Below are 15,354 nucleotides of genomic sequence, written 5' to 3'. Positions count from 1 at the left end.
GTGTGAAAGATAATGAGTAAAACGTTCGATCGTTTCGCAAGTATCGCCTTTTTACTGATTGGTCTTTTGTTTGTTATTGAAAGCCGCTCAATTTCACAAAGTGCATACGGTTCTTCTGTTGGACCTAATATTTTCCCACTGGCACTAGGAATCATCCTTATCTTATTAAGCATTCGCTTACTTTTTGAAACGATGAAATACCCACATGTCTCAGGAACAAAAGAACCTATTCAGTATGTTAAATTTTTAATTATTTTCATAAGCGCTGCGGTATATGCAGCTGTTTTAGAACCAGTCGGATATGTTATTTCGACATTCATTTTCTTGCTTATTGCATTTCAAACAATGGAGCGTGGGAAATGGATTAGTACGATTCTCATCGCTGGTGCTTTTTCATTCGGTGTATATTACTTTTTTGCAGAATTTCTTGGCGGGTCATTGCCTGGATTCCCAGAGTTTTAAAGTGAAAGGAGTTTTGGCATGAGTACTTTAGATTTTCTATTTAATGGATTTGCAGTCGCATTCCAGTGGCAAAATATTTTGTTTGCATTTGTCGGCGTTTTAATTGGAACAGCCGTTGGAGTATTGCCAGGTATAGGACCAATGAGTGGTGTCGCCCTCCTTATTCCTGTAACTTCCACCTTAACTTCTGGCATGCCTACTGAAGCTGCAGCTGCTAGTTCAATTATTTTATTAGCCGGAGTTTATTATGGAGCCATGTATGGAGGTTCCACAACGTCTATTCTCTTGAATACCCCTGGAGAATCATCGTCAGTTGTCACCACATTAGATGGCTACCAAATGGCCAAGCAAGGTCGCGCAGGCGCTGCTCTTTCTATCGCCGCAATCGGTTCATTCGTTGCAGGTATTGTCTCGTTAATTGGATTGGTTTTATTAGCAAAACCGCTTTCAAAAGTTGCCCTTAATTTTGGCCCTGCTGAGTATTTCTCTCTCATGCTTCTCGGGTTATGTGCTGTTAGTGGATTAGCCGGAAAATCAATGACTAAAGCATTAATTATGACGATATTCGGCTTACTTTTAGCAACCATTGGGATCGACGCCGTTTCAGGGATTGCTCGTTTTACATACGATTTGCCTATTCTGTATTCAGGTCTCGAATTTTTAACAATAGCCGTCGGATTATTTGCTCTTGGTGAAGTCTTTAAAACGATTCTTGAACGAGACAAAGAAGATGGTGCCATTGCCAAAATCGAACGTATTTTACCGACTAAGCAAGATTTAAAAGATAGTGCCGTACCTATTGTTCGGGGTTCATTTTTAGGTTTCTTCATAGGTGTTCTGCCTGGTGCAGGTGCAACACTTGCCTCTTTCTTTTCTTACATGGCAGAGAAAAAATTCAGTAAACATCCTGAGAAATTCGGTACTGGTGCAATTGAAGGAGTAGCAGGACCAGAATCAGCAAATAACGCTGCATCTGGTGGTGCGATGATTCCGTTGCTAACACTTGGAATTCCTGGTTCAGGAACAACTGCCATATTGATGGGTGCACTTATCATGTACAACATTCAGCCAGGTCCTTTGTTTTTTGAAGATCATCCTGAGGTTGCTTGGGGTCTAATTGCAAGTATGTTTATTGGTAACTTAATGCTGCTAGTTTTAAATATGCCACTCGTTAAAGTGTTTGCAAAAATTATTCAAACACCTAAAAAGTATCTGCTGCCGATTATTGTAGCGATTTCCTTTTTTGGTGTCTATGCCGTTCAATACACCACTTTCGATTTATATTTGTTACTGGCTTGTGGATTTCTTGGTTATTTATTAGCGAAAAACGACTATCCTCTAGCACCTCTTGTATTGGCACTCGTATTAGGTCCTATGATTGAGAATAATATGCGCCGTGCTTTGACGATTTCAAATGGAGAATTCTCTATTTTCGTAACCAAACCACTTTCTTTAGTATTTATCATTGCAGCCATTGCTTGGATTGTCATTCCGCTTCTTTTGAAACTCAAAGGTCGAAATGTACTTGTCAATGACGAAGAATAAGTGAATGATAGGATAGAAGTTGGGCGTATATATACGCTCAGCTTTTTTAATGTTGTTAGTTGAGGGTTTATTCCCCTTGGATGTTTGTTTATTCCCCTTGGCGGATGATTTATTCCCCTTCAATGTGTTTTATTCTCCCACACCCAATTTTATCCAACAAAAAAAAGGCTGCCAGTTTAGCGGCAGCCCCATCTATCTTTTTCACATGTTGTTATTCAGCTTGTCTTTTTTCAAAATTTAAATCCCAAGTATAGCCAAACTTATCGCTTACTTTTGCGTATTTTGCTCCCCAGAACGTGTCTTGCAGTTCCATAATCACCTTACCGTCTTCTAACAAAGCATTGTATAGGCGATTTACTTCTTCTTCGCTTTCACAATCAATCATCATTGCAACATTTGATGTCCCTGATTCGCCTGGAGTTGCAGAATCTGCAAGCATAATGCTAAAGGTTCCATCGGTTAAGTGACAGTGCATAATGTAGTCAGCTGCTTCTGGTGGTGAGGGGAAATCACTTTCTCCGTACTTGTGCATTTCTCTGTTTTCAAGTCTAAATGTTTTTTCATAAAAAGCGATTGCCTCATTGGCATTACCATAAAACGTTAAATATGGAGTAACTGGTTTCATTAACTTACATCCCCTTAATAAAAAATAGATATCGTTTATAAAATTCGCCGCTTCTCTATAAAAACCTTTTTAAAGTAGGTAACAGAAAGATATTAAAAGCGGGAATCACATATTCCCTTTCTATTGAGTGCGCTAAAAAATCATGCAAATGGTTGGATAGTATAGAAAGTTGGGCGGTAACATTGCGAAGTTGGGCGGAAACTCCAGAAAGTTGGTCGAAAACCACAAAAAGTTGGGCGGAAACTCCAAAAATTTGGGCGATAACCCTGAATACTAAATAGGTAAAAACGAGAAGCTTCTATCCAACATCACAAATCATCAAATCCATTATCTTGCACATTTACTTTGACATATTGACGAGACTTTTGTTCGAAGAAATCGGTTTTACCTTGATCTACATCTTCATAAGCTTTGATCCATTTTAATGGATTCTTACGATATTCAGGGAATGGACGTTCATAACCGAGTTGGGCACAGCGAACATTTGCATAAAAATATATATATTCTTCTACGTCATCAACATCTAGTCCATCGATTCGGTCTCCGATAACTTCACGTGCCCATTCCGTTTCAAGCATCGCTGCTTCTTTGAAAATTCCTACCACTTCTCGCGCTCTTTCTGGCGTATCATACTCAGGATATTCACTCAACAATTCTTGATAAATTTTCACGAATAAATCCACATGAATTTGTTCGTCCCGGTTGATGTAGTTAATCATCGTGCTCGTTCCTACCATCTTTTGATGACGTGCCAGGTGATAGAAAAACGCGAATCCTGAATAGAAAAACAACCCTTCCAAGATGACATCATAGACAATCGCTGTTAGTAACGAATCTACATTTGGGTTTTCTGAAAAATCTTCATACCCTTTCATAATAAATTCATTGCGTTTTTCTAGAACGGTTTCCGTGCGCCAGTAATCAAACACACGGTCTTGCTCATCCTTTGATACCAAACTAGATAACACATACGAATATGAATGGTTATGAATGACTTCTTGTTGTGCCAAAATAATCATTAGCGCGTTTAGACTGGAATCAGTTAGGTAGTCAGCCACTTTTCCCGCAAAGTCAGTTTGAATACTGTCTAGCAATGCCAATAAGCCGATAATTTTTAAGAATGCTTGTCGCTCTGAATCATTCAAGGAACTAAATTGTTTTACATCCGAACCCATATTAATTTCAAATGGAGTCCAAAAGTTGCCGAGCATTCTTTTATATTTTGGATATGCCCAACTAAAGCGGACATCATCCCAATTTAAAATATTCGAAGAGGCACCATTTACGATACCTGTTGAACGATTTGGTGCATCTTTATCCATGAGCTTTCGTTTTTCGATTGTCGTCATATACAGTTCCCCTTTAGCTTGAGCAAGATTCACATTCCATTAATTCAATTGAAGTGGAACGTACATAGTAAGTTGTCTTCAACCCCCTTACCCATGCATCTACATGTAAATCGAGCAATTCTTTCGCCTTGATTGTATTTTGGACATATAAATTCAACGATACCCCTTGGTCAATATGGCGTTGACGAGCAGCGTTTTGTTTCAGCGTCCAGTGTTGATCGATGAAATACGCTGATTTGTAGTACCAAGTCGTATCCTTATTTAAATCCGGTACGGTTACTGGAATTTTGTAGTCTTTCTTTTCTTCTGAATAGCTCTTTTGGAAAATCGGGTCAATACTAGCCGTGCTTCCTGCTAAAATCGATGTAGAAGAATTCGGTGCCACGGCCATTAAGTAGCCATTTCGCATGCCGTTCATCGACACGTCAAAGCGAAGTTCACGCCATTTTTTTGATGTGTATCCACGAGATTCGAAATAGTCACCCGTGTGGAAACCTGACCCCTTAAATAACGGGTACGGTCCTTTTTCCCTCGATAAGCTCATGGATGCTTCGATCGTTAAGTAGGCGATTTCTTCATATAGTTCATCTGCAAACTGGACCGCTTCATCCGTTTCCCAGCGGATTGATTTTAATGCTAATAAGTGATGCCAACCAAATGTGCCAAGACCAATTCCCCGGTATCTCGCGTTTGTCCGTTCGGCTTGCGGGACAGGAATCATATTCAAATCAATCACATTATCGAGCATGCGAACTTGCACGGTGATGAGACGTTTTAAGACTCCAGCCGGTACTGCTTTCCCCAAGTTGATTGAAGACAAATTACAGACGACAAAATCACCTGGTTTTCGGCGTGTCACGATGATATCATCTTCTATCGTAATGGACTCAAATTCAGTAGCACTCATGTTTTGAAATATTTCTGTACATAAATTACTGCTATAAATCATGCCTTCATGCTTATTTGTATTCATACGGTTCACTTCGTCACGGTAAAACATATATGGGACACCTGTTTCAAGTTGACTGCGCATAATTCGTTTCATGATATCAATTGCTGGTACAACTTCTCTAGACAAGCGTGTGTCTGCTACACATGCTTGATATTTGTCACGGAACGAGCCTATTCCACGCTTTTCATCATAAGAATCTTCCAAAGAATATCCCATTAAGGTGCGGACTTCATGAGGATCAAATAGAGTCCATTCTTCCCGCGCTTGTACTTTTTCCATAAAAATATCTGGCAAGCAAACGCCTGTAAAAATATCGTGGGCACGCATTCGCTCATCACCATTATTTAACTTCAAGTCCAAAAACGGCAAAATGTCTTTATGCCAAACATCTAAATAAACGGCGATTGCTCCTTGGCGCTGACCGAGTTGATCGACGCTAACAGCTGTATTGTTCAATTGTTTAATCCAAGGCATGACCCCACTTGAGGCACCTTTAAATCCACGAATTGAGGAACCGCGACTACGCACTTTCCCCATGTATATGCCAATACCACCGCCGTATTTTGATAAAGTTGCAACATCCGTATTAGAGTCATATATTCCTTGCAGACTATCGTCAACCGTATCAATAAAACAGCTTGATAACTGGCCATGTGGCTTGCCGGCATTAGAAAGTGTTGGCGTTGCCACCGTCATATATAAATTACTCATCGCCCAATATGCTTCTTTTACTTTCTCTAAGCGATTCAATGATTCATTTTGCATTAACGTCATGGCAATGATGAGCCATCGTTCTTGTGGAAGTTCCGCTGTCGTTTTATCGAAGTCTCTTGCCACGTATCGATCCATTAACGTTTTTAATCCGATATATGTAAAAAGCGAGTCACGCTGTGGTTCAAGTATTTCACCAAAGTCTATAATTTCTTCTTTTGTATAAGATTGAAGCAATCGAGCATCATACAATCCTTTGTCTGATAAACGAGTGAGATGTTTATAGAAGTCCTTGTAAACATTATCCATTGAACAGCTACGTAAAATGGCGATTTCACTGTACACTTGCACTAAATAAATACGTGCAGCTACGAATGTCCAAAATGGCTCCTCTTCGTCCAGATGACTGAGAGATTCTAACACCATCGCTTGAGACCATTGCGCATCTGTTGCCTCAGGATTTTTCTTCATCCACTTATCATGTGCACGCAATAGTGGTGCTAACTGATCCTCTGTAAATAATGTAAATAACTGATCAATATTAGCATATTTTTTTGATAATACCTTTTGCATATCGTATATTCCCCTTCCAAAAGCCCAATTTTATTAACACAAAAAAGCGATGAATCAGCCTTTTCGGCTGAGCCATCGCTCATGATTGTTAGAATGAAAGGAGTTAAAGTGGTTTGCGAGAAAATGGAATATCGCTCGCTACAGATAGCTCGCTTCCACTCCTCAACCCCCGAAGAAAGTGATGCTTATGAAAAAATGGCAGGTCTCCTGGCTCGTGCATTAGCCTTCCATACGCCTTCCCGTGTCGTGACACAGTGGACTTCGTACAGTCGTTGCACTTACAGTTGCGGGGACAGCTTCGGTATTTCACCGAATTCCCTATTAAACCATTGCTGGTACCATTTTTTCTTTTACATACTACATATTGTGTTTTGTATAAATATCAATCTAACATATTGTGTTTTATCGTTCAATAGCCGAAATATCTTAGAATTCTCTTAACCCTTATTAACGCTCACTAATTCACTTAAAAAATATTTTTTATCTTGTTGTTTTGCAATATTTTCGGCAGCAACTTGTCCGCGTTCGAGCCAATCCCATGCTTCATTAAATAACTGACTTGTTCATTTTTGTGAAGCTCTTTTTCTTGTTGAGACAACAATAAATCACTCCATTTCCGCTCGCTCTTTGCGCTTTCTTTTCTCAGAATACATTCGCTGGTCAGCGAGTGCATAAAGCTCATCATACGTTCTTCCTTCAAACGGATACGTACTACACCCAATACTTAGTTCTATTTCAATCAACACATCTCTATAAACGAAAGGATGTTCTTGGAAAGCAATTAGAATTTGATCCATTAACTGATTCACATTTACGAAACGTTTATTTTTTGAAACCGCAATAACAAACTCGTCCCCTCCAATACGGCCTGTATGCCCACTTCCAGCAACCAACTCATTGAGGACTGAGGCTGTATGAATAAGTACTTCATCTCCGACTAGGTGTCCATAAACATCATTAATCGTTTTAAAATGATCTAAATCCAATAACGCAAAATACGCGATACGGTCTGGATTATTGACTATATATTTCTCGGATAATTGAACAAATGAAGCACGGTTGGCCACACCCGTTAACATATCGTGATAAGCGAGGTAGTGAACACGGTCATCTGCAAGTTTTTCTTCGGTAATGTCACGACAAATTAAATAATAGGAAATCGCCCGATTTTTAATAAACCGTTTCCCGTCTAGCATGAAATAAGCATCGACAACATCACTTTTCATATGATACAAAATAGAATGGATTGAATTTCCTTGCTTTAATTGATTTTGAATAGCTAACAATTGTTCATCATCTTTATTTGCACGGAATAAAGCAAAGAACTCTTTCTTTTTTTCAGGAAATCGTAACAGTGCGGCTTCATTTGCTTGCTCTACCATCCATTTCTCAGTAAATATAAAGATAGCTGATGAATTCAAGTTAAAGAGAGTAGCATATTGATCGTTGACATTTGACAAAAAATTATATTTTAACATGCTATAAGTAAATAATACTGCTAATAAAACCCCAGTATATAAATAAGGATAAGGAGGCATGGCCCCACGGTAATTTGGCAGACCCAATACAAGTATGACTACGATTATGGTTAAAACAGTCCAAGAGAGAAACTTTAAAAGTTCGATATCTTGTTTAGTATGGACACGTTTTATTCCGTTCCTTAACATAAAGTATGAAGGTAAAGATATGAGTGAACTAGTAAGAACAGCCCCATAGTAAGCCATATCTAGTTTCCCATAAATCCAATGTCCTTGTCTTACATAATTTTCGATTGTTTGACTAGGATCGATTGTAAACATGTAAAAAACAAGGAATAGTAGTGGGACATAAAATAAACTAGGATATAACCATTTAGGCATGATTTCTTCCATTTTAGACACTTTAGCAAAAAAATGAAAACCGAACATCACAATAAACAAACCCGCTACAACTGTAATGTAATCATGAATATATGCACTGTTTTCGACCGGTAAAATATGGCGAATAAATTCTCCAAGAAACATAAATGCATACAAGTTAATAATGATAAAAACAAGCTGATGTTCAGTCCGTTTAGGATTACGGAACATCACCACGAAAGACATCGCTAGTAAAGCAGATGCAGGTAAAATATAGGCAAGAAAGTAATATAAAACAGTTGAAATTGCCATCTTAACCACCTCATTTCCCCTACTACACTAGGTATATCTCTCCATTATAAATTAAATTTGTAATTTTCTCACTATTAATTGTCGAATAAAACACATTGACCGTCTAAACAGGTCGCATTTTGCCATATTATGCGGATGTTCTTAACAAGTTATGTTTTCATTATGGTGGCTCATGTTGTGCTATTAGCGGATTTTTGCATGCTAAGAGCGGTTTCGTGTCGTCTATCGGCGCAAAAGACATGGCTATCGGCGAATCTTTGTAGACTAACAGCGGTTCTTTGTCGACTACGAGCGTTTCAACGAAAATGGGGACATCCAGCTTCAGTGGAAGTCCTTAACAAGTTATGTGGCTGGTATCGACTTTGAGAGAAAAAAATCCCACAAGAAAAGCGGCCTCATAGTGAGACCGCTTCAAAATTACTTAGAAATAGATAACAAATGCTAGCACAGCAGCTAATACCAAACGATAAATCGCAAATGGCGTTAACTTCACATGCTCAATTAATTTCAAGAAGAACTTAATAGAAATCAAAGCAAACACGAAGGCACTAATGAATCCAACTATATAAAACGATAGATGATCCGCCTCAATGTCCCCCCAGTTCTTAAATAACGATAAGAAACTAGCACCAAACATAATTGGCACGGCCATAATAAACGTAAAATCAGCAGCCGTACGGTGACTCATACCGAATATGACACCACCAGAAATGGTTGCTCCTGAACGTGAAAAACCTGGCCATAAAGAGAAACATTGTACAAGCCCTACAGTGAATGCTTGCTTATATGTAATTTGATCCAACGTTTTCGTTTTTGGTACTTTCGGTCCAAATTTATCGGCTGCAATCATTAAGAATGCTCCGATAACTAACCCAATTAATACCGTTTCAACAGAGAACAAATGCTCATCAATAAAATCTTCAAACAACACACCCAATACGCCTGCTGGAATTAAACCAACGATAACATGTGATAATTTCAACTGAGATCCTGGTGCTACGTCTTTCATCTTATATAGTCCAACAAGACTAAATAAACGTTTCCAAAAGACCACAATAACGGCAAAAATTGATCCTAACTGAATCACAATTTTAAATGTATTTGCAGAATATTTGCCGAGAAACTCGGAAGTTTTTAACCACATGTCATCAACAATAATTAAATGCCCAGTAGAAGAAACGGGAGCGAACTCCGTCATTCCTTCCACAAACCCTAGTATTAACGCTTTCAGTAAATCAAATAGTTCCATAATATCTCCTTATGCTCTTTTTTTCCGGAATTGTATATACCACCAAATTGCCGCTAGTCCTACAAGTACAATCACTACATACGCAATATTTGAATAGACGTCCATAACGCCTACGATTGATTCCCAGTTATCGCCAACAGCCGCTCCAACTGATACTAAAATCGTATTCCAAATCAGTGTTCCTACGGTCGTGAATAACAAAAATAGTCCGAACTTCATATTCGACATCCCTGCAGGAATCGAAATCAAACTGCGAATCAATGGAATCAAGCGGCAAAACAATACCGTCCAGATGCCGTATTTATCAAACCAGCTATCAGCTTTGTGAATATCTTTTCTCGTTAAACGTAAAACCCGTCCATAACGATCCACAATTTTCTCTAAGCGCTTTACATCAAGTTGTAGACCTAGCCCATAAAGAATGACAGCCCCAGCAACTGAACCAGCCGTTGAAACTAAAATAACACCCATTGCCGTCATATCTGACTGCGTCGTCATATATCCACCAAACGTCAATATCACTTCCGACGGTATTGGCGGAAAAATATTTTCAAGCATAATAAGCAAGAATATACCTAAGTATCCATACTGGCTCATTATATCGGTAATCCAGTTTTCCATGTCCAGCCTCCAACCAAAAATTTTCTCTACCTTCTATGGTAACAATCTTGCGCAACTTTTCCCAATGTTTATTTCGTCGAAAACGTGACAGTAATCGACCAAAGCTCTGAACGAGACCCTAATCGAAGCGGCGGCCCCCAAAATCCAAACCCAGATGACACAAAAGCGTGCATCAAGCCTTTAAGTTTATACCCGTAATCAAGCTCGAATAAACGGCGCGTAAATAGGTGATTTGGCCACATTTGCCCACGGTGCGTATGCCCTGATACATGCATATCCACACCAAGCTCGGAAGGTGTCTTTAAATCATACGGTGTATGGTCCATGACAAACCAAGGTAGCTCATCGTTGTTTGGCTTCAAACTTGCCAAAGACATGCGCTTGCCATTCGTTGCATCTTCTCTACCCGTTACATAGAACGTATTTTCAATACAAATGGTTTCGTCTAGTAACATTTGTACGCCCGCTTCTCTCATTTCATCCACTAACAGAGGAATTTTCCGACCATAGTATTCATGATTACCGACAACCCCATAAACCCCATACGTCGTCTTCAACTGCCTCATGACTGGAGACATCCCATCACTGACAAACCAAATGGGATCATCATCCACCAAATCTCCCGCCAACAACACCACATCCGGTTTTTCTGCATTGGCCAAATTCACAAACCGTTGCAAATGCTTTTTATTTGAAAGAAGACCTAAGTGGAAATCAGAAGCGAGTACCAACTTTAAGTCGCGAAGGGAACCAGAATCCTTGTTGATGTGAATCGATTTATGACGAACAACCGGAGAAAACGCCATATATGTACCTACGATAAAAATAAGTAAAAAGATAAAAGCCACCACGTTTCCTACGATAAATATCGTTTGCTGAGATGGCCAAATGAAATAAGTAACGGATGCTAATGGGAATAAAATCACACCGTACTGCATGACGATAAACCAATATGACCCAATCATACTGAAATACTTTAATCCATGACTAAACTTTCCAATGATGTAGCCAAAGGCAAGTAGGAACCACATTATCCCGAAGATTACTGGGTGAATTGAGAGGTTCCACGTTTCAAGCCATTGATACGTGTTAAAGCCAAAATAATAAACTAGTAGTGCATAAATTGTAAGGATTAAAGTACCTATGCTGATTCTTTTCATATGATTAATTCACCTTTACATCATGCGTTCGGTCATACCGAATGGTAAATGCCACTTTCACTTCAGATTTTGCTGGAACAGGTACAAATATTTGTATATCGTCATCTTTGCGCTTCCAATTATGTGTTGATTCGACCACATCAAATATACCGTAACTTGTACCGTGGTTGATGATAAGTTCAACCGGCAGATCTTTTTGATTGCGAATTACGTATTCGACTTCCTCAAATTCATAGCCGTCTTTCTTGTATTCTGCAACGACATCACTTTCCACCGTAATATCAAACGCTTCACCTGATTTAATGCGGACCAATTCACCCACTGCTGTATGTGGAATGAAATCTTCCCCGATAAATTCAGAAGACCCATCTTTCGGATTTTCTTTGTACAATTTAAATCTTCCTCGTGGCAGCGGGATTCCCAAACCGTTTGCCGCATCATTTCGGAAAGTAAAGTACACCGTTGGATGGTCGCTGTACGCATCCACTTCATAGAGTGTATGGGATTTGATTTGATAAGCAGCAAAGAGTTGAACTTGCTTTTGTTGACGATTTTCCAGTGTCAGTTTTTCAGGCAGTGTATATAAATAATAATCGGCAAAAGCTTGTCGTTCGGGTTCCATTGAATTTTGCTCGTATAGCATCGTTTTTTGCAGGAGACTTGGTGCCCGAATTACTGTACCAGCCATTAACTTTACTTTAGCTTCTTGATACGCAATACCTGAGTTGTTCGTTAACGTGACCCACCCAGTCAAATCGAAATCATTTTCTCTGATTTGCGCCACATAATCTGTATCCCAACTTAGTCCACGCGTTAAATACGTGACACGTGTGTCTTCACCAGTTTGTTCCTTGATGCGCCACACGAGTGTGGGTTTTAACATCACTTCTTCCGGACCATCTGGCAATCGAATCTCACCTTCTGCGTCAAGAACGATTTCCTGCGTTTGCATGTCTGCGAGTACCAGCCCATTTTGCACACTTAACAAAAGATAGGCTTTTTCGTCGCCTGTTTTCTTATTGACGAGTCTGATCTCATGCCCAATATACTTTTCTAGCAACTTGAAGCGATCCTCTAAGTCATATTCATAGGTAAGCTCAGTGACTACTAAACCTTTTACTTGCACTGAATTTGATTCAATTTGTTGTGGAACGTCTAAATAATAGATGACGTGATCGTCTGAAAGTGGAGGAATGGAGCGGACTTCTTGAACTAAAGCGAAGCCATCATTGTATACTGTCAGCGCTAGGTCTTTCGTCAAGCTGGCAGGCAAATTGGTCGGCATAAAAGGCACCTCCTCGTTGTTTTTGGAAAGTATATCATGATATGCGTGATTTCTCATTGCAATACGCGGTGTTGATTTGGAGTTGAATTATTTCACTAAGTATATTTAAAAATAGCAAGTATGATTGCAATTGCAAATATATAGTACCTGATAATGTTTACTGAGAAATAAAGGTTTTCAGTACGCTTCGGACGAATCTTCTGCTGCACTATAATCTAAAGAACTAAGAGTGGGGCTTGTGACATCGTCACTTGCCCCACTCTATTTTTCCAGATCATTCTGCGGCGGGGATTCGTCCTTCGCTCCCTTGCAACCTAGACGCTCACAGTTAAGATCGTTTGGTTTACTAAAGAATAGACATTATCTTTTCATAGATGTTCGGCCGAAATACAATTTCTGCCTCTTTCTGCTTACTTTATTTCAGACCAATCTTTAAGTGAGTAGTGACACTTACAATAAAGCATAAAACAGAGTGGTTAATGTTGAAAAACCCGTTTTTCATTCTTCCGATAAATCTCAGTCTGACTTTTCGAGGTTGACGTCTGAAAAAAACACCTCCACGTCTGAAAAATGGGCATCGACGTCTGAAAAACGTGAATACCACTTAAGCTTTGGGCACTCAGCTGACACGGCTAAGTTTCCAGTACGCTTCGGACGAACCTTCTGCCGCACTATAATCTAAAGAACTAAGAGTGGGGCTTGTGACATCGTCACATCCACATTGTACTCATTCTCTAGATAATAGTGCGGCGTGGGATTGCTCTCCAAAGCTCACCGGAAACCTGAGTGACAAATTGTTTTGCTTACATTATTTCAGACATTTCTTTAAAGTTAGGAGTAATACTCACTTAAAAGAAAAAATAAAGGTGTACTAGCCAAAGGCGCAATTGCCCCATAATTAACTTTATTGGTGTAATAAAAAAATGGAAAGCGACAGATATTCCTGTCGCTTAGTCTACTGTTACTTTTGGCCATTTGGTTGACCACTTTTTTTGTTTTGCTCTGTCATCATAAATTTGCGAGCCTTCAAAATAAGGAGTGGGACGAATTTTCATCGCGATTAAATCTTCAACTCCATAAGGAGCACTTAAGTGAAGTTCCCCTTTTTCATCCAAAGTAATTCCAATAGCAGTGGCTGTCTCTGGAAATTTTGACATTCCATCTATTGAGGATGTATAGGGCTCTACCTGATTCAATTTATGCATTCTTGCTTGATTTTTAACAGACCAAGGGATTGTAGCGTCTAATATATTTAATTGTTTTTCGAACAACTTTTCATTTTGTTTGTCTAGCTGATTCGAGTCGAAATAAATGACATCCACATCTGGAAGTATGGTTTTTTCAGAGAACCCATGTAACTCATCCCATATTTTTGCTCTTATAAAACCTGCACATATCCACCAGTCAGGTAACTCCAGTTTTGCTGCTTGCCGAATCACATTCATCATCCACTTATCTTTCGAAATAACTTCCTTAATGTCTTGCTCGTTTACTAATTTCATGCTGTTCCTCGCTTACTTCTATAACCCCATTTTCTTCGCAACTATTACTTTCATGATTTCATTGCTTCCTGCGTAGATGGATGCGACTGGAATATCACGATAACGTCGGGCAATTTTATATTCTTCCATATAACCATAGCCCCCGTGTAACTGCAGGCATTCTCCGGAAATTTTCTTCGCTGTCTCGGTTAACCAATATTTTGCCATCGATACTTTAGAGACAATTTCTTTCCCTGCTATATGATCTTCAATTAGCGATTCTAAGAACGAGTGGCCAAGCTCGACTTCAGTGGTCATTTCCACTAGTTTAAATTGCGTGTTTTGAAAAGCGGAGATTGGTTTACCAAATGCTTTGCGCGATTTTACATAATCCAGTGTCATTTCGACCATATCTTCAGAAGCGGTTTGCGCAGAAATCGCTACCATTAAACGCTCTTGCTGAAGTTTTTCCATCAAATACGTAAAGCCTTTACCTTCTTCGCCTAGGAGATTTTTCACTGGCACGCGGCAATCTTCAAAGTACAACTCTGCTGTATCTTGAGCGTGCATCCCTACTTTATTGAGTTTACGTCCACGTGTAAATCCAGGCATGCCTTCTTCAACAACAAGTAAGCTGATGCCGCGATGTTTCGGTTCGATTTTTGTATCAGTTTTCACCACAACTAGTATCAGATCCCCATTAATGCCATTAGTTATAAAGGTTTTCGATCCATTCACAATATAATGGTCGCCATCTTTTACAGCAGTTGTTTGAATCGCTGCTAAATCAGATCCAGCTCCAGGCTCTGTCATGGCAATGGCCGTAATATGTTCGCCTGTTACACAACCTGGCAACCAGCGTGATTTTTGTTCATCTGTACCGTAAGCTTCGAAATAGGGTACTACGATATCATTATGCAAACCAACACCGGTTAAGCTTGCTCCTACGCGTTCCAGTTCTTCACCAATAATCACCGCATAGCGGAAATCCGTTTCAAGCCCGCCATACGCCTCTTCGACTTGGGGACATAAATAGCCCATTTCTCCAAGCTTTTTCCAAAATGATTTAGGAATCATGCGGTCTTCTTCCCATTTTTCATATTGGGCAACCGCTTCTTTTTCTAAAAATTTCCGAAGGGACTTGCGGAACATCACATGTTCATCTGTTTCAAAACGATATTTCCCCATCAA

Annotated in this window: 12 protein-coding genes and 1 riboswitch; of the genes, 2 read left to right on the top strand and 10 right to left on the bottom strand. The window is 39.4% G+C overall.

The genetic code is table 11. The features are described from left to right. Positions 1–12 precede the first annotated feature (12 nt). Complete coding sequence (locus ACFPYN_RS16625; RefSeq protein WP_377735700.1) at positions 13–462, top strand: tripartite tricarboxylate transporter TctB family protein; 450 nt, start codon at positions 13–15, stop codon at positions 460–462. 18 nt (positions 463–480) lie between these two features. Beyond that, positions 481–2,007, top strand: coding sequence for a tripartite tricarboxylate transporter permease (locus tag ACFPYN_RS16620; protein ID WP_377735699.1), 1,527 nt, complete (start codon positions 481–483; stop codon positions 2,005–2,007). Positions 2,008–2,218: 211 nt separating this feature from the next. On the opposite strand, the gene ACFPYN_RS16615 is transcribed toward ACFPYN_RS16620, so the two are convergent. From ACFPYN_RS16615 to ACFPYN_RS16570, 10 genes are all read right to left on the bottom strand, one after another. Then, positions 2,219–2,632 carry a VOC family protein gene (locus ACFPYN_RS16615; protein ID WP_377735698.1) on the bottom strand — a complete coding sequence of 138 codons (414 nt, stop codon included), beginning with the start codon at positions 2,630–2,632 and terminating at the stop codon, positions 2,219–2,221. Between the two features lie 308 nt (positions 2,633–2,940). Beyond that, positions 2,941–3,981 carry a ribonucleotide-diphosphate reductase subunit beta gene (locus ACFPYN_RS16610; RefSeq protein WP_377735697.1) on the bottom strand — a complete coding sequence of 347 codons (1,041 nt, stop codon included), beginning with the start codon at positions 3,979–3,981 and terminating at the stop codon, positions 2,941–2,943. A gap of 13 nt (positions 3,982–3,994) precedes the next feature. Then, positions 3,995–6,217: a ribonucleoside-diphosphate reductase subunit alpha gene (locus tag ACFPYN_RS16605; protein ID WP_377735696.1), complete on the bottom strand. Its 2,223-nt coding sequence runs from the start codon at positions 6,215–6,217 to the stop codon at positions 3,995–3,997. A 180-nt stretch (positions 6,218–6,397) separates the two neighbouring features. Further along, positions 6,398–6,575: riboswitch (cobalamin riboswitch) on the bottom strand. 247 nt (positions 6,576–6,822) lie between these two features. After that, on the bottom strand, positions 6,823–8,367 hold the full coding sequence (locus ACFPYN_RS16600) for a diguanylate cyclase domain-containing protein (protein WP_377735695.1): 1,545 nt from the start codon (positions 8,365–8,367) through the stop codon (positions 6,823–6,825). A 421-nt stretch (positions 8,368–8,788) separates the two neighbouring features. Next, entirely contained in the window at positions 8,789–9,616 is an 828-nt protein-coding gene (locus ACFPYN_RS16595) for an undecaprenyl-diphosphate phosphatase (RefSeq protein WP_377735694.1), read from the bottom strand. A gap of 9 nt (positions 9,617–9,625) precedes the next feature. After that, a complete protein-coding gene (locus ACFPYN_RS16590; protein ID WP_377735692.1) occupies positions 9,626–10,237 on the bottom strand; it encodes a DedA family protein in 612 nt (203 codons plus the stop codon). 68 nt (positions 10,238–10,305) lie between these two features. Continuing rightward, positions 10,306–11,397, bottom strand: a complete 1,092-nt coding sequence (locus ACFPYN_RS16585) for a metallophosphoesterase (RefSeq protein WP_377735691.1) — start codon at positions 11,395–11,397, stop codon at positions 10,306–10,308. A 4-nt stretch (positions 11,398–11,401) separates the two neighbouring features. Beyond that, the gene (locus ACFPYN_RS16580) at positions 11,402–12,682 is read right to left on the bottom strand and encodes a DUF4139 domain-containing protein (RefSeq protein ID WP_377735690.1); all 1,281 of its coding nucleotides are present in this window, start codon (positions 12,680–12,682) and stop codon (positions 11,402–11,404) included. Between the two features lie 950 nt (positions 12,683–13,632). Then, positions 13,633–14,184: a nucleotidyltransferase family protein gene (locus ACFPYN_RS16575; protein WP_377735689.1), complete on the bottom strand. Its 552-nt coding sequence runs from the start codon at positions 14,182–14,184 to the stop codon at positions 13,633–13,635. An 18-nt stretch (positions 14,185–14,202) separates the two neighbouring features. Then, positions 14,203–15,351, bottom strand: coding sequence for an acyl-CoA dehydrogenase family protein (locus ACFPYN_RS16570; protein ID WP_377735687.1), 1,149 nt, complete (start codon positions 15,349–15,351; stop codon positions 14,203–14,205). Positions 15,352–15,354 lie beyond the last annotated feature (3 nt).

The organism is Paenisporosarcina macmurdoensis, from assembly GCF_042658845.1.
Lineage (GTDB): Bacteria > Bacillota > Bacilli > Bacillales_A > Planococcaceae > Paenisporosarcina > Paenisporosarcina macmurdoensis.
The sequence above is the reverse complement of the archived record's forward strand: the minus strand, read 5'-3'. Positions and strand labels throughout refer to the sequence as shown.